This is a genomic window from Acutalibacter sp. 1XD8-33 (assembly GCF_003612555.1).
Taxonomy (GTDB): Bacteria; Bacillota; Clostridia; order Oscillospirales; family Acutalibacteraceae; genus Acutalibacter.
The window spans coordinates 45,736-61,443 of the sequence record NZ_RAZF01000014.1 but is presented as its reverse complement, the minus strand read 5'-3'; the positions used below and the strand labels follow the sequence as shown (position 1 = coordinate 61,443).

Here is a 15,708-nt window from a genome sequence, read left to right as displayed (position 1 = left end):
TTCTTTTTGTCATCCCCCTAAAATAGAAGGGGGTGATTCAATTGAAAGCAGAATACAAGAACTTATACGAAAAGTTCGGCCTGAACGTGGTGTATTACCGAAAACGAAAGAAATTGACCCAGCTGCAATTGGCGGAGCTGGCAGATATTGACCGCAGCCACATCAGCGCGATAGAACTGGGTAATGTAGGCGTATCCTTCGACGTGATCTTCAAGCTGTGCGAGGTATTGGACATAAAGCCCAAGGATCTGTTTGACTTTCGGGATTAGCCTCCTTCCTGACTGCATGACAGAAACGGAAGGAGAGGCGGCGCTTTCCAGTAAAGCACCGCCTCTCCTGATTATCCCATCTCAACCTTGGAGGCCTGGGCCTTTCCGTGCCGGAAAAACCAATCCTGCCATTTTTGCGTTTCCTCCGGCCCGAGAACCTGAAACGCCGACATGTCCTCTCCAATATTCTTGCTCTTGCCAACGCCAAAATCGTGATACGGAAGCAGCTGGGCTTTTTGGATAGAGGGAAACTCCTCTAAAAGCCCAAGAATACGCTCAAAATGCTGGGAATTATCGTTGACCCCGTGGATGATCGGGCAGCGCAGGACAATCCCTTTTTGAAACTGGTCCAGCAGCCGCAGATTCCTCAAAATGGGCTTCAGGCTTCCGCCCAGGTGCTCCAAGGCGTCCTCCTCCCGGGAGATTTTCCAATCAAAGTAGAACAGGTCCGTAAAGGGGACCAACTTTTTCATGGCCTCCTCGCTCCCGTAACCGCTGGTTTCCACGCAGGTGTGGATGCCCTCCTTCTTGCACAGAGAGAGGAAACACGCGGCAAAATCCGCCCACAAAAGCACCTCTCCGCCGGAGAGCGTCACACCGCCGCCAGACTGCTGATAGAAAGGAAGATCTCGAAGGGCAAGGCGCAGCAGCTCCTGGGGCGTATAGGATACGCCGATGCATTTCAATGCTTGAGAAGGACAGACCTCAACGCACCGGCCGCACTGCGTACACAGGTCAAAACGTACCGTATGGGCCGAGGGCCGGACCTGGTGGGCCTGGCGGGGACAGACAGATTCGCAGAGCCCGCAGCCGGTGCAGGACTCCCGGTGGAAGGAAAGCTGGGGCTCCCTCTTCCAGGATTCCGGATTATGACACCATTTGCAGCGCAGGGGACAGCCCTTGAAAAAGAACACCGTGCGGATGCCCGGCCCGTCATGGGTGCCGGCACGCTGGATATCCACCAGGGTCGCGTTCATCCTTGTAACCTCCTTCGGCAGACTTCCGGCTGGTTAATAAGCGGTTCTGCTGAGCACATCCCGCTGGGTCTTTTTGTCCAGGTCGATAAAACGCGCGGTAAAGCCGCCCACCCGCACTACCAGATTTTCGTGGCGTTCGGGGTGCTCCATGGCATCCTCCAGATCCTTTTGGTCTACCACGCTTAAGTTGAGCTGCTGTCCTCCCATGGAAAAGAAAGCGGAGAGCACAGGCTTGATCAAGGGCTTTTCTCCCGCGAACATCTGGCGGGAGACCTTCAGGTTCTGATTTCCGCCCGCATGGATAGCGGTATCCATTTTGCACATGGAGCAGAGCATGGCGGTCAATCCTTCCCGGTCCCGGCCGTTATAGGGGCTGTTGCCGTTGGACAGGAACTCTCCCGCTCCCCGCCCGTCCGGAGTCGCGCCCACAAAACGGCCGAGAGCCACGTTCATGTTGTTGTTGATCAGAACGGCTAGGAAGGAATCCATCGAGCGCTTCTCCCGCTGCGCCTGAATCGTCTTGCAGATAAACTCATGCAGCCGGGCCGCAATGCCGTCCGCTTCTTCGTTATCGTTTCCAAATTTGGGCGCGGACAGGAGAACGTTCCGCTCAACCTCTCCTCCTTCGAAGTTTCGGGAGAGAACCTCTACCAGCCGCTCCAGGGACAAGGCCCGCTTTTCATAGACCGCGTACCGGATCGCGCTCATGCTGTCGGCAAGCGTAACGTTTCCATATGTCTCCACCGTGCCGCCCAAATGGGTCAAGCCGCCGTCCAGCATGGCTTTTCCTCTTGCCATACAGTCGCAGAGCAGGGCGGAATACTGCAAAAAGCACGCCTCTTCATTACACACCTCATATAGAAGCTCCTCAAATCCGCCGGAAATGTCAATGAAGAAGGAGAGATAGTCCATCAGCAGCGCCATCAGGTCCTCAAAGCAGGAGACATCGGAAAGGCTTTTCACCGGAATGCCCGCCGCTTTGGGGCCGTAAAGCCTGCCTGTGGCGGGGTTGATTCCGTCATGGAGGACAAGCTCTAGGACCTTGGCAACATTCAGCGCCGTGTTGGGGGTTCCGATGCTGTGATAGGCCAGCATGTATTCCCCGCAGCCGAAGAAGGAATACTGCTCGGCAAGAGAGCGGGACACATCCATTGACCGCATCACAGACGGAACGTTTACATCGTCGCAATAGAGCATCGGATAGGTGTTCCCCTCTGCCAGAATCTCCAAGGCGCGATCATAAACCGCCGGGTTCATTTCTTTGAAATAGCGCAGGCTGACCTGGGGATAAAAATGCCCTTTCCGCATTTCCAGCACATCCAGAACCAGCATGGCGAAGGCGTCCGCGGTTTCCGGGTGCTCCCGGCCCAGGCCGCCGATAATGGCCCGGGTATCCCGGCCCCGCTCGGTTTCAATAATCGTAAAGAAATTGTTCAAAAGGGCGGCGGCCTCCGCTTTGGACAGCCGTCCCTGGGCAAGGTCCCTCTCATAGAAACCGCCCATGTAGTCGTCAATCCTGCCGATTTCCACACACCGGGATGCCAGCATATAGATGCACTGCAGCTGGAGGGCCTGGCGCATGGTGGCGGGGGGATTGTCGGAGATGGCCAAAAGCGCGTCCGCCATTTTGGTCCATTGGGCCCGCTTCTCTTCGGGCGTTTCCTCCGCCAGACGCAGAGCCTCTCTATGATAAGCGAGAATAACGTCTCGGACTGCGTCCAGAATCTGAGCCGTGCCCTCATAAAAAGGCTTTTGATTCTCCGGCGCCGCGACGGCATAGGCAAGCGCCTCTTCTTTCAGGCCCATCAGGCCAAGGGAAAAGAGCTTCTTGAAGTCCAGGTTGACTCCCGCCAGCCGGTACAGGGGATGAATGGGGGCGTTGTCCTCCAGATAGTTGTCCGCTCCCATGGAGCCGTTCCAATGGGCGGGAAAGCGGCGGCGGATTTTGGTATTTGTGTTTTCCTCCTGCCAGAAGGCGATCATCTCTTCCACCCGGCGCAGATAGGCCTCGTCATAAGAGGGATCCTCTTTGATCTTGTCCGCGAGCAACCTGCACCCCGCCTCGTCTATGCAGTAGCCCACTTTGTCGATGCCGTCCCCCTCCATGCAGGGAGTAAAAACCACGGCGGGGCGGTCAATTCTTCCGGCGAGCAGGTCGTTCTCCCGGGGCGTGACAAAATACGTGGCGAGCTGCGCCTGCATACAGTGGCTTTCCCGAAGGGCCTTGGGCATGTTTTGATGCTTCTGGTAGCATTCCGTAAAGATAAGTTCCCGTTCCAGCAGTCGTTTGGGCTGATACATATAATGACCTCCTTTTGCCAAATGCCGGTTGGCTTTGGTACGGCTTCTATTATATGCGGGAAGGAAGCGGACGTCTTGCGTAAAACAGCCGTGACTGATATTATATTGACCTGAAAAAGAAATTTTTTCTCGCCCGGTACTCTGTGGGCGTGAGACGGTAATATTCCTTAAACAGGCGGTTAAACCAGGAGAGATTTTCAAAGCCGCAGGCGGCTGAAATATCCAGCACAGATGTCTTTGTGGTCTGAAGGAGAAAAGCGGCGTGGGAAAGACGCAGACCGTTCACATAGGCGCTGGGCGTTTGGCCATAGTATTTTCGGAACGCCCGATTCAGATATTCCTGGCTGCGCCCAGAGAGATTGCGCATCTGCCGGATTCCCAGGGTGAAATTTTCCTCCTTCTTCATTTCCTCATGGAGAGTCCGCAGCCATTGGGGCGCGTCAAAAGGATTGTCCGGAATGCAGGCGGAGATGAGAACCGTGCCGCATACGTGGCCCAGCAGAAACTGCCGCGTATCCGCCAGCATCTGCGGCTGCCGCGCCCGTTCGGTTTCAAAGCAGTATTGGGAAAACGCGTTCTCCTCAAGAGAAAAATACGGGTATGGTCCCAGCGGCTCCGGAAAGCCCCCATGGGACAGCAGGCCCTCAAAGCTGTCCCGGCAAACGGCGATATTGCGCAGGACGGCAGGCTTCCGGGAATCATTTCTCAGCAGATGGCTGTCTGCGGGACGCAGAATATGGCCCTGGCGGCGGGAGAGCTTCGTGCTTCCCTCCCGGCAGATTTCAGAAAACTCCCCCTGCAATACAATAAAAAACTCGTAGTAGTCGTGGCAATGGGGCAGAATCGCGCCGCCTGGGTCCAAAAGAAGGTCGGCCGTATAGAAGCTCTGCTTTGCGTCCGACACATAATCTGTCCAGTGGAACCGTTCAGGATTCAGGGGCATGGCCATGCGCGGGACCTCCTCTTAGAAGCTGTACCGATAGAATTGGTACGGCTTCTTAACATATTGACAGCGGTTTCAGTCAGTTTTCCCGCAGATAGGCCAGAACATCCGCCGCGTTGGTATCTGGCTTTCCCTTCTTATCCGGCAAAGTGAATTCCGGGGCCTTTGTTCCCGCTTCCGGCCTTTCAGGTTTCCCTCTTCCCGCCGGCGTCCAGATGCCTTTTCGCCCAGGTAAGGAAAGAAACGCTGGTAACCAGGGCGGCGGTAATGTCCGCAATGGGTTCCGCCACAAACACACCAAAAAGCTTGTTTTCAAAAAACGCCGGCAGAATATAGATCAGCGGAATCAGCAGCACGATTTTTCGCAGCAGCGCCAGCATCAAAGAGGCCTTCGCCTGTCCCAGGGCCACGAAGCTCTGCTGAAATCCCATCTGGGCTCCCATGGAAAAAATGCCGAACAGGAAAATCCGCATGGCCCAGACCGTCATGGTCATCAGGTCCTGATCGCTGGTGAACAGCCCGGCAAACACCTGGGGAACCAGCATAACCGCAAGCCAGAACAGAACGCCAAAGGTGCATGTACACAGTACCAGCACCCGGATGGATTTCTTTACCCTGTCCAGATTCCTCGCGCCATAATTGAAGCTGGTGATCGGCTGGGCCCCTTGGCAGAGCCCCTGCATGGGCAGGCTAGCCGTCTGCATCACGCTGGCAATCACCGTGTACGCGCCCACCGCCCCGTCTCCGCCATACTTCAGCAGCGAGGTGTTCAGCGCCACGCTGAGAAGGCTCTCTGTGCTCTGCATAATAAAGGGAGATACCCCCAGGGCCATTACCGGCAGAATGATTTTGGGGTCGATCCGCATATGCTCCTTACGGATTTTGATGGCGGTTTTTCTGCCCAATAAAAATTTCAGCACCCATGCCGCCGAAACTCCCTGAGACAGGATCGTGGCCAGCGCCGCCCCCTGCACGCCCATATGGAACACAAAGATAAAAAGAGGATCCAGGACGATATTCAGCGCGGCGCCGATTACCACCGTGAGCATGCTGGTGGTGGCAAAGCCCTGGGTGGTAATGAACATGTTCATGCCCAACGCGATCTGCACAAAAACCGTGCCGCAGGCGTAAATCCGCATATAGCTGTTGGCGTAGCCGATCGTATTCCCGCTGGCGCCAAACGCCCGGAGAATGGGCTCTCCAAACACCAGGAACACGGCTGTCAGCACAACGGAAAACCCCAGCAGAGCCGCAAAGCAGTTGCCCAGGATTTTTTCCGCTTTTTCAAGGTTCTTCTCCCCCATGGCGATAGCCGCCTGGGGCGCGCCCCCCATGGCAATCAAAGAGCTGAACGCCATAATGAGAATGATGATGGGAAAGGTAATTCCCACCCCGGTCAGGGCCAGCGCCCCGGTTTCCGGAATATGCCCGATGTAAATCCGGTCCACAATATTGTAGAGCATGTTCACCACCTGGGCCGTGATGGCGGGCACAGCCAAAGAAAACATCAGCCTGCCGATACTGTCCGAGCCCAGGTCCCGCCCCTGTTTCTTCTCTTTTGCCCGATCCATATTCAATCCTCATCCTCCTCTTCCACAACAGGCGGTTCCTTCACGATGAGCAGGCGGGAAAGCCGCTGGTCATCAATCTCCAAAACCGTGATGGAAAGCCCCTCCGCCCGTACCTGGGGATGCTCCCCCTGCTTTGGGATATAGCCCAAAATCTCGGTAACCAGCCCGGCGATGGTATCATAATTGCCCTCCGGCAGCTCCACCCCGGTGAGATCGGAAATCTCATCGATAGAGGCCGTGCCGTCCACCGTGAATTCTGTTTCGCTTACCTGGCGGATTTCCTCTTCTTCGTGATCGTACTCGTCCTGGATATTGCCAACGATGGATTCCACCAGGTCTTCCAGGGTGATAATCCCCGCCGTGCCGCCATACTCGTCCACCACAATGGCAATCTGCACTTTCCGCTCGGTCATCTCGGTAAAGAGCTGGCTGCATTTCTTGGTTTCCGGGATGAAATACGCAGGGCGCATCAGCTGGACCACCGAGGCGGCCTCCGGCACTTGGATTCCTACATAGGGCAGCAGATCCTTCACATAGCAGACGCCCACTACCGAGTCGATGTCCTCATGATACACCGGAACCCGGGAACAGCCATGCTCAATGGCCACGGCCACCACCTGGCTGATAGAGGCGTCGTCGGGAACAGCGGCTACATCCGTGCGGTGGGTCATGATCTCCCCCGCAGCCGTATCGTTAAAGTCCAGGATATTGGCGATCATGTCCTTTTCCGTCTCTTCGATGACGCCCCTTTCTTCCCCCTCCCCTACCATTTGGAGGATTTCCGCTTCTGTTACGGCATCGTCCAGACTGTGGGGGTCAATACGGAACAGGCGCAGGCAGCAGTTGGCCACCCCGCTGGTAAACCACAAAAAGGGCATGGCGGACTTGGACATCCGCCGGATTAGCTTGGCATGACGGTAGGCAAACCGCTCCGCCGAATGACGGGCGGCTTTCTTGGGAAGCAGATCGGCAAACATAAAGAACACCAGGATGTAGGCCGCTGCGGGCAGAAGCCCCGCCAGCACGCTCCGGAGATGCCCCTCCAGGGCATAGAAAGCGCTGTATAAGGGGCCGTAAAAAGCGGCGACACAAAAAGACAGCCCCAGAAGGCCGCAAAAGAACAGCCCGGACTGCAGCGGCGAAACCACGCTGACTTGGGCCTGAATGGTCTTTGCCAGCGATTTGGCTTTTTTGTCTCCCGCCTCCGCATCCCGTTTCACCTGGGAGGCGGAAAGGCTGTTCACAGCCGACTCTCCGGCGGCGTACAGGGCGGAAAGAGCAAGACAGGCGAACATCAGCAGCAGAGTAAAAATAGATAAACCGTCAGGGTCTTCTGGCATGGCGGTTCGGGCTCCTTTCCAAATTGAATTTCTTGATTATTGTAATTGTATATTAAAACAGGGAATCTGTCAACAGAGGCTTTGGGGATAGGAGTGTCCAGAGAGCGCATTTTTTGAATGATGTTTTGGCCTCCGGCGGTTCAGGGGTTCTTCTCACCTGGTCTCGTCTGTCGACTCGCAAAGCCCCACGACCTTGCCGTAGTCGCGCCCTTTGCGACGGAGGCCTTCCATTACTCAAAAAATAACTCCTCGTTTTGGACATTCCCTTTGGGGATTTCATTGCCAACGGCTTCTTGAAACCGAGAATTCTCCATGATATAATGTACGCAAAGCGTATAATCGCGAGGGAGGACTCCATTATGAAAAAAAGAGGATTGCTGATCGCGCTGGCAATGGTCCTGGCTTTAGCGGTTTTGTTTTTCCCGTCAGATTGCGGCTGGACGGCAGCGGAAGCGTCCAATACAGATCCCTAACGTACCGGGTAACGAAGGTGCATTCGCTGATTCCTGAAGAAGAGGCGGAAAAAGAAGGAAAGGTTAAGCCATATCGCGATGGCATTGTGGTTGAAATCCTGGGCGCGAAGCTATATGACAGTGTAGAGTGAGTTTCCGGCGAGAAATCTGGAAATGCGCCGCCGCGCGCAGGGGATCAGGCGGTGTATCGGGTGGACATAATAGGACTAAAGACAAAGAATAAAATAAAGTTCCCCCAAAAGGGGCTTCTTTTTGAAAAGATTTTTTGGGGAAACGGGCGGCGCTTCTCCTTCTGCAAGGCCTCTCTTTCCCCTTTGCCCTCAAAAAGGCCGGAAATCCCCAGTTTATTTTGTGACGAGCCATAAAAAAATCACAAAATATGAGATTTGGACCTTTACACGGCCCGGAAATGATGGTAGAATAGAACTTGTAAGGGCGCAGGTTGGACCGGCTTTGCCGCGCCGGCAACGCCCAGTTCCGATCATCCCATAAGGAGGAAATCGTTAAAATGCCAAGACAAATGAAAACCATGGATGGCAACACCGCCGCCGCGCATGTTTCCTATGCGTTCACCGACGTTGCCGCCATCTACCCCATCACCCCCTCTTCCGTGATGGCCGACGAAACCGATAAGTATGCCGCCGCAGGCCGCAAAAATCTGTTCGGCCGGGAAGTGCGCGTCACCGAAATGCAGTCTGAGGCCGGCGCTGCGGGCGCTGTGCACGGCTCTCTTGCCGCGGGCGCTCTCACCACCACCTATACCGCCTCCCAGGGCCTGCTGCTGATGATCCCCAACATGTACAAGATTGCCGGCGAGCTGTTGCCCAGCGTCATTCATGTATCCGCCCGTACCGTGGCCACCCACGCTCTGAACATCTTTGGCGACCACTCCGACGTTTACGCTTGCCGCCAGACCGGCTACGCCATGCTGTGCGCCAACTCTCCCCAGGAGGTTATGGACCTGGGCGCCGTGGCCCATCTCAGCGCCATCAAGGGCAAGGTGCCTTTCCTGCACTTCTTCGACGGCTTCCGCACCTCTCACGAGGTTCAGAAGATCGAGACTTGGGATTATAAGGACCTGGGCGATATGCTGGACTGGGACGCTGTAAACGAGTTCCGCCGCCACGCCCTGAACCCCGAGCATCCCGTGCTGCGCGGCCAGGCCCAGAACGGCGACATCTTCTTCCAGGCCCGCGAAGCCTGCAACAAGTACTATGACGCCGTGCCCGCCGTTGTAGTGGACTACATGAACAAGGTTAACGAGAAGATCGGCACCGACTACAAGCCTTTCAATTATTATGGCGCTCCTGACGCAGACAAGGTGATCATCGCCATGGGCTCCGCCTGCGAGACCATCGAGGAAGTCATCGACTATCTCACCGCCGCCGGCGAGAAGGTTGGCCTGGTGAAAGTGCATCTGTACCGTCCCTTTGTGGCCAGCTATCTCCTGGACGCGCTGCCGGACACCGTAAAGAAGATTTCCGTGTTGGACCGCACCAAGGAGCCCGGCTCCATCGGCGAGCCTCTCTACCTGGACGTGCTGGCCGCCATCAACGGCACCCCCTTCGGCGCGTGCCCCGTGTACACCGGCCGCTATGGCCTGGGCAGCAAGGACACCAAGCCCAGCGACATCATCGCCGTATACCGGAACATGGACGCCGCTGAGCCCAAGAAGCGCTTCACCATCGGCATTGTGGACGATGTGACCCATCTGTCCCTGGAGGTGAAGGAGGATCCCGACACCGCCCCCGCCGGCACCACCAGCTGCAAGTTCTGGGGCCTGGGCTCCGACGGCACCGTGGGCGCCAACAAGAACTCCATCAAGATCATCGGCGATCATACCGACATGTACGCCCAGGGCTACTTTGACTATGACTCCAAGAAGTCCGGCGGCCTGACGGTTTCCCACCTGCGTTTCGGCCATACTCCCATCAAGTCTACCTACTATATCTCCAAGGCGGATTTTGTGGCCTGCTCCAACCCCGCCTATCTGGATAAGTATGACATGGTTCAGGACCTGAAGAAGGGCGGCAGCTTCCTGCTGAACTGCGCCTGGGACGACGCGGAGCTGAACGCCCGCCTGCCCGGAATGGTCAAGAAGTTTATTGCGGACAACGAGATCAACTTCTACACCATCGACGGATTCAAGATCGGCAAAGAGATTGGCCTGGGCACCCGCATCAACACGGTGCTCCAGTCCGCGTTCTTCTCCATTGCCAAGATCATTCCCGAGGCCGACGCCATCCAGTATATGAAAGACGCCGCCACCAAGTCCTATGGACGCAAGGGCGAGGCCATCGTTAAGATGAACCACGACGCCATCGACCGCGGCGCCAACAGCTATACCAAGGTCAACGTGCCCGCCGACTGGGCGAACGCCGCTGACGACTCCACCCCCGCCGTTGCCACCGGCAGCCGTCAGGATGTGGTGGACTATGTGAACAATGTGGTATTCCCGGTGAACACCTTCCACGGCAAGGATCTGCCTGTCTCCACCTTCGAGAAGTACGCCGACGGTACCTCTCCCCAGGGCACGGCCGCCTATGAGAAGCGCGGCGTGGCCGTGGACGTTCCCGAGTGGATTCCCGAGAACTGCATCCAGTGCAACCAGTGCTCCTATGTATGCCCCCACGCGGTAATCCGTCCCATCGCCATGACCGACGAGGAACTGGCCGCCGCCCCCGAGGGCACCAAGAGCAAGCCCATGACCGGCGTGCCCGGCATGCACTTTGCCATGGTGATCTCCACCCTGGACTGCACCGGCTGCGGCAGCTGCGTCACCACCTGCCCCGCCAAGACAAAGGCCCTGCAGATGGCCCCCATCGACTCCCAGCGTCCTCAGCAGGCCGTGTTCAACTACGGCATCGACCTGCCCGCCAAGGAGGCTGTGGCCGAGAAGTTCAAGGAGACCTCCGTCAAGGGCAGCCAGTTCAAGCAGCCCCTGCTTGAGTTCTCCGGCGCCTGCGGCGGTTGCGGCGAGACTCCCTACGCCAAGCTGGCCACCCAGCTCTTCGGCGACAAGATGTTCATCGCCAACGCCACCGGCTGCTCCTCCATCTGGGGCGGTTCCGCGCCTGCCACTCCCTACACCGTGAACAAGAAGGGTCACGGCCCCGCCTGGGAGAACTCCCTGTTCGAGGACAACGCCGAGTTTGGTCTGGGCATGTGCCTGGCCCAGAACGCGGTGCGCGGCCGTCTGGCTGAGCTGACTGAGAAGCTCATTGCCGTGGACTATGTGGAGCAGGAAGTGAAGGATACCGGCAAGGCCTGGCTGGAGACCATGAACGACTCTAAGGCCAACGACGCTGCCGCAGAGGCCTACATCGCCGCTCTGGAGTATAGCCGCGCCTCTCTGGACTGGGTCATCAACTGGGCCAAGTCCGACGACGCCGTGAAGGTGTTCGGCAGCCGGGAGGCCGCTGACGCCCATATCAAGGAGTGCGAGGCCAAGAAGGCTGCGGGTCAGAAGTACTGCGACTGCGAGGCCTGCCACCTGTGCAACGAGATCCTGAAAGACAAGGATTATCTGGCCAAGAAGTCCGTGTGGATTCTGGGCGGCGACGGCTGGGCCTATGACATCGGCTTCGGCGGTCTGGACCATGCCCTGGCCTCCGGCGAGAACATCAACGTGCTGGTATTCGACACCGAGGTGTACTCCAACACCGGCGGGCAGGCCAGCAAGTCCACTCCCTGCGGCTCTGTGGCCCAGTTTGCCGCCACCGGCAAGTCCACCAAGAAGAAGGACCTGGCCGCCATCGCCATGAGCTATGGCTATGTGTACGTGGCTCAGGTTGCCATGGGCGCGGACATGAACCAGTGCATTAAGGCTTTCCACGAGGCCGAGAGCTACAACGGCCCCTCCATCATCCTGGCGTATGCCCCCTGCATCAACCATGGCATCAAGGGCGGCATGGGCATCTCCATGGTGGAAGAGAAGAAGGCGGTTGCCGCCGGCTACTGGCACAACTTCCGCTTCGACCCCCGTAAGGCTGACGCTGGCGAGAACCCCTTCCAGCTGGACAGCAAGGAGCCTTCCGCCTCTTATCGCGACTTTATTATGGGCGAGGTGCGCTACAACAGCCTGACCCGTTCCTTCCCGGAGCGCGCCGAAAAGCTGTTCGCCGACGCTGAGAAGTTTGCCGAAGAGAAATACGCCAAGCTGAAGAAGATGGCCGAGTAATTCATTCCCTGCTTTCTGTTTTGAACGCGGGGCCGACGGGAACTGACGGTCTATGGCTGTGGCAGTTTTTTGGAAAGTGCCGGAGGTTTTGTTCCCGTTGACTTTGGCTGACACAAGATGAAAAAGGCTCGCCGGACGACCGGCGGGCTTTTTTCATGAAAGGAGGCTTTTGAAATGTGCCTGGTTTGCGATAGAATTCAGATGATACAGGCCGGACAGAATCCATACTTTGTCAAAGAGCTGGAAACCGGTTATGTCGTGATCGGCGACAACCAGCATTTTAGGGGGTACTCCCTCTTTCTCTGCAAGCAGCACCAGACTGAGCTTTTCTATCTGGAAAAGGATTTCGCCGCAAAATTCATGGAAGAAATGATCCTGGTTTCACAGGCTGTAAAGAACGCCTTTGGCGCGGAGAAAATGAATTATGAGTGCCTGGGCCAGGGAGCGGCTCATCTGCACTGGCATCTATATCCAAGAAGAAAAGGGGATATCGGAGAATATGGCAATCATGGCGCGGGTCCTGTCTGGTGGTATCCCATGGAATTGATGTATCAGGACGAGAACCGCCCCACAGAAGATGATCTGGCCAGCATGAAAAAAGATCTGCTGCGGGAACTGGAAAAGCTCCTGGCGGCAGATTCCCGAAATTAGCCGGATCCTGCGGGTACAGTTTGTTATACTTTTTGAGTTTTTTATGGGGGGAACGGCGCGCGAGGTGGCTGGGGGAACAGGCACACGGCCGGACGGGAGCTTTTGGCCGCGATACTGTGCGCGCAGTTAGCATGTTCCAGGACCAGGCCCCTTTTTCTCTTACAAAAAGGGGCCTCTTAAGAGTTTTGCTTCGCAAAACTCGGATAGTTAACCGAGCACAGCGAGTGTTAACTATTATTCACACGCCCAAAATGCGCTTCTCAGGTGTTACAAGGTCATGGGGCTCCGCCCCACCCCCCGCGAGCTTTTGAAGAAAGCTAAGACTTCGCAAAGCGAAGTCTGCAAAACATTTTACCCTGGTTAGCTGAGTGCGCAAAAGCCGATCACATTGCCGGGTCCAGGGGGGCGCTGTGTGCCAGTGGCAGACAAGCTACGAACCGACCGAGCCGGCAGGCAAGACTCGCGGAGCCAGCCAGCTATGGGCGCAGTATCCCAGCTTGGCGAGTTTTGCTCAGGAAAACGGAAAGATAAACCGAGCTGCGCGAGTGTTTATCTTTTTGACACTACCGCGAAACCCAGCCTGCTCATTTCGTCTTGCTTGGCGCGGTGTGCCCAGCTGTGTGCCTGTCGCCAAGCTGCTCCGCGCGCCGTTCCCCCATAAATACTCTTTAAAAGTATAATATGGAAACAGCGGGGGGGCTTCCCATGCTTCCATCCGCTATCCTGATTTGAAAGGAGTGTTCGTATGCCGATTCGCATTATTACCGACTCCGCTTCTGACATCGTATCCCCTCAGCGGGAAGAAATCACCGTGCTGCCCATGACGATCAGTTTTGAGGACCAGCATTATCAGGACGGAGTCAATTTGACTCACCAACAGTTTTATGAATATTTAATCGAGGGGGACACGCTGCCGATTACCAGCCAGGTCAGCCCCGGAGAATTCTCCGAGGCCTTTCAGCGCGCCGTGGCGGCTGGGGAAACCGTGGTCACGGTCACGCTGTCGAAAAAGCTCTCCGGCACTTGGCAGAGCGCCTGTCTGGCCGCGCAGGACTATCCGGGGCAGGTCTATGTGGTGGACAGCGAAAATGCCACCATTGGAGAGATGATCTTGGTGGAGCGAGCTGTCGAGCTCCTGGACCAAGGGAAAAGCGCGGAGGAAATCGCCGGATGCCTGGAGAAAGAAAAAAAGGCGGTCCGGCTTATAGCCCTGCTGGATACTTTGGAGTATCTCAAGCGGGGCGGACGGATCTCCCCCGCTACCGCCTTGGTGGGCGGCCTGCTGTCTGTGAAGCCGGTGGTGGCGGTGCGCGAGGGCGAAGTGGTGGTGCTGGGGAAAGCCCGAGGCTCTAAAAACGGCAACAGTCTGCTAGTTCAGGAAATCGAAAAGACCGCCGGAGTGGACTTCCACCGCCCTTACCGTCTGGGTTACACAGGACTGAGCGACGCCTTGCTGCAAAAATATATTGCGGACAGCCGCCAGCTCTGGCAGGATCATACCGACGCCCTTCCGGTTTGTACGGTCGGCGGAACCATTGGCACCCATGTAGGGCCAGGCGCGATTGCGGTGGCCTTTTTCACAAGAGACTGAGGCTCCACCGGTCCCCTCCCCCTTCCATCATCTATCTGAAAAATGTCTATTAAAATCATCATACCCCCAGAAAAGAGGAACACTATGAACCGAGAATTTCTGAAAGACCTTTTATCTACCCCCTCCATCAGCGGCTATGAGGACGCCATCCAGCAGAAAGCGCTGGACTTTGGCAAAGATTTCGCCCATGCCCAGCACACTGACCCCAGCGGCAACGCCATCTCTGTGGTGAATCCTGACGCCGAGCATAAGATCCTTCTCTGCGGCCATATTGACGAAATTGGCTTTGTGGTCACGCACATTGACAGCTCCGGCCTGCTTCATCTCACCGGCGCGGGCGGCGTTCGACCCCGGCTCTATCTAGGTTCTCCCGTGCAGGTGTGGCATGAGGGGACCATGGTCAGCGGCGTGATCGCCACTTCCTCCGATCTGTTGAAAAAGGACAAGACTGAGGCCTCCGATCTCCTGGTGGATATTGGCGCGGTCTCTAAGGAGGAAGCCCAAAAGGCGGTTTCTGTCGGCGACCCTGTCTGCGCAGACGTACAGGTTCGGGAGCTGCTGAATGATTGTTTTACCTGCCGGGCTCTGGACGACCGCACCGGGGCTTTCGTGGTGCTGGAGGCTGCAAAGGAGGCCGCAAAGCAAGGCGCGTCCATTGGCATCTACGCGGCTACCACCGTGGGAGAAGAAACCAGCGGACGGGGCGCGTACTATGCCGCGACCCGTGTTCTGCCTGACTGCGCCATCGCCGTAGATGTAACCTGGGCCAGTGACGCTCCCGGCACAAGCCCCAACGATACAGGGGAAGTCAAGCTGGGCGGCGGGCCGGTTCTATGTATCGCGTCTGTCGTGAACAAAAAGATGAACGCCCTGCTCCGGGAAACTGCGGAGGAGCTTCAACTGGACCTCCAGTGGGAAGTGGCCACTGGACGAACCGGCACGGATGGAGACACCGTAAACCGGGTTGGCGAGGGCATCCCCATGGCTTTGGTATCCATCCCCCTGCGATATATGCACAGCTCTGTGGAGGTGGGCAGCTGGAAAGACATCGAAAACTGCATCCACCTGCTCAGCGCCTTTTTGGTTCGGCTATCTCAGGAGATGGACAAGGGCTTCCATTTCTGCACGATCTAAAGCCTGTTCACACAAAGTAATCATACCCATCTTTTCGGTGGATTTGGCCAGCTTCCGCGTCGAAAAAGTTTGCCAATCACGAGATTGCCTGCGCTTTTTTTCTTGAACCTGGCCAAACCTCCTCAAAAATCTGAATATTCTACTTGTGTGAACAGGCTCTAGTGAAAAGCAATCCACGCGGTTTTCAAGTGCGTTTACTATATAGTCCATCGGCCCGAAATCCGCAAAGTAAAATCCCCCGGAAAAGCGTGATATTCTTAGGGGAGAAGTAAAAAAGA

The 15,708-nt window shown here is 56.5% G+C and carries 10 protein-coding genes; 5 read left to right on the top strand and 5 right to left on the bottom strand.

Features of this window, described 5'->3' with window-relative positions; all coding sequences use genetic code 11:
- Nucleotides 1-32: 32 nt before the first annotated feature.
- A complete protein-coding gene (locus D7X94_RS10615; protein ID WP_442857902.1) occupies nucleotides 33-269 on the top strand; it encodes a helix-turn-helix domain-containing protein in 237 nt (78 codons plus the stop codon).
- A gap of 71 nt (nucleotides 270-340) precedes the next feature.
- Here D7X94_RS10615 and D7X94_RS10610 read toward each other — a convergent pair whose 3' ends face one another.
- The 5 genes from D7X94_RS10610 to D7X94_RS10590 all read right to left on the bottom strand — a co-directional run bounded on the left by D7X94_RS10610 (nucleotide 341) and on the right by D7X94_RS10590 (nucleotide 7,401).
- A complete protein-coding gene (locus tag D7X94_RS10610; protein WP_120427695.1) occupies nucleotides 341-1,246 on the bottom strand; it encodes a glycyl-radical enzyme activating protein in 906 nt (301 codons plus the stop codon).
- 33 nt (nucleotides 1,247-1,279) lie between these two features.
- Nucleotides 1,280-3,547, bottom strand: a complete 2,268-nt coding sequence (locus D7X94_RS10605; protein ID WP_120427694.1) for a pyruvate formate lyase family protein — start codon at nucleotides 3,545-3,547, stop codon at nucleotides 1,280-1,282.
- Between the two features lie 100 nt (nucleotides 3,548-3,647).
- Complete coding sequence (locus D7X94_RS10600) at nucleotides 3,648-4,496, bottom strand: AraC family transcriptional regulator (protein ID WP_120427693.1); 849 nt, start codon at nucleotides 4,494-4,496, stop codon at nucleotides 3,648-3,650.
- Nucleotides 4,497-4,675: 179 nt separating this feature from the next.
- Entirely contained in the window at nucleotides 4,676-6,061 is a 1,386-nt protein-coding gene (locus D7X94_RS10595) for an MATE family efflux transporter (protein WP_120427692.1), read from the bottom strand.
- Between the two features lie 2 nt (nucleotides 6,062-6,063).
- Complete coding sequence (locus D7X94_RS10590) at nucleotides 6,064-7,401, bottom strand: hemolysin family protein (RefSeq protein WP_120427691.1); 1,338 nt, start codon at nucleotides 7,399-7,401, stop codon at nucleotides 6,064-6,066.
- 981 nt (nucleotides 7,402-8,382) lie between these two features.
- On the opposite strand from D7X94_RS10590, the gene nifJ reads away from it, so the two are divergent.
- The 4 genes from nifJ to D7X94_RS10565 all read left to right on the top strand — a co-directional run bounded on the left by nifJ (nucleotide 8,383) and on the right by D7X94_RS10565 (nucleotide 15,430).
- Nucleotides 8,383-12,054 (top strand): pyruvate:ferredoxin (flavodoxin) oxidoreductase, encoded by a 3,672-nt coding sequence (gene nifJ / locus D7X94_RS10580; protein WP_120427689.1) that lies wholly within the window; start codon nucleotides 8,383-8,385, stop codon nucleotides 12,052-12,054.
- Nucleotides 12,055-12,228: 174 nt separating this feature from the next.
- The gene (locus D7X94_RS10575) at nucleotides 12,229-12,705 is read left to right on the top strand and encodes an HIT family protein (protein WP_120427688.1); all 477 of its coding nucleotides are present in this window, start codon (nucleotides 12,229-12,231) and stop codon (nucleotides 12,703-12,705) included.
- 745 nt (nucleotides 12,706-13,450) lie between these two features.
- On the top strand, nucleotides 13,451-14,296 hold the full coding sequence (locus D7X94_RS10570; RefSeq protein ID WP_120427687.1) for a DegV family protein: 846 nt from the start codon (nucleotides 13,451-13,453) through the stop codon (nucleotides 14,294-14,296).
- A gap of 84 nt (nucleotides 14,297-14,380) precedes the next feature.
- Nucleotides 14,381-15,430 (top strand): M42 family peptidase, encoded by a 1,050-nt coding sequence (locus D7X94_RS10565; protein WP_120427686.1) that lies wholly within the window; start codon nucleotides 14,381-14,383, stop codon nucleotides 15,428-15,430.
- The last annotated feature ends 278 nt before the right edge of the window (nucleotides 15,431-15,708 follow it).

Excerpts from the sequence above, each read along its gene's own strand:
- D7X94_RS10610 (WP_120427695.1), bottom strand. The coding sequence starts at position 1,246 with ATGAACGCGACCCTGGTGGATATCCAGCGTGCCGGCACCCATGACGGG.
- D7X94_RS10605 (WP_120427694.1), bottom strand. The coding sequence starts at position 3,547 with ATGTATCAGCCCAAACGACTGCTGGAACGGGAACTTATCTTTACGGAA.
- D7X94_RS10600 (WP_120427693.1), bottom strand. The coding sequence starts at position 4,496 with ATGGCCATGCCCCTGAATCCTGAACGGTTCCACTGGACAGATTATGTG.
- D7X94_RS10595 (WP_120427692.1), bottom strand. The coding sequence starts at position 6,061 with ATGGATCGGGCAAAAGAGAAGAAACAGGGGCGGGACCTGGGCTCGGAC.
- D7X94_RS10590 (WP_120427691.1), bottom strand. The coding sequence starts at position 7,401 with ATGCCAGAAGACCCTGACGGTTTATCTATTTTTACTCTGCTGCTGATG.
- nifJ (WP_120427689.1), top strand. The coding sequence starts at position 8,383 with ATGCCAAGACAAATGAAAACCATGGATGGCAACACCGCCGCCGCGCAT.
- D7X94_RS10575 (WP_120427688.1), top strand. The coding sequence starts at position 12,229 with ATGTGCCTGGTTTGCGATAGAATTCAGATGATACAGGCCGGACAGAAT.
- D7X94_RS10570 (WP_120427687.1), top strand. The coding sequence starts at position 13,451 with ATGCCGATTCGCATTATTACCGACTCCGCTTCTGACATCGTATCCCCT.
- D7X94_RS10565 (WP_120427686.1), top strand. The coding sequence starts at position 14,381 with ATGAACCGAGAATTTCTGAAAGACCTTTTATCTACCCCCTCCATCAGC.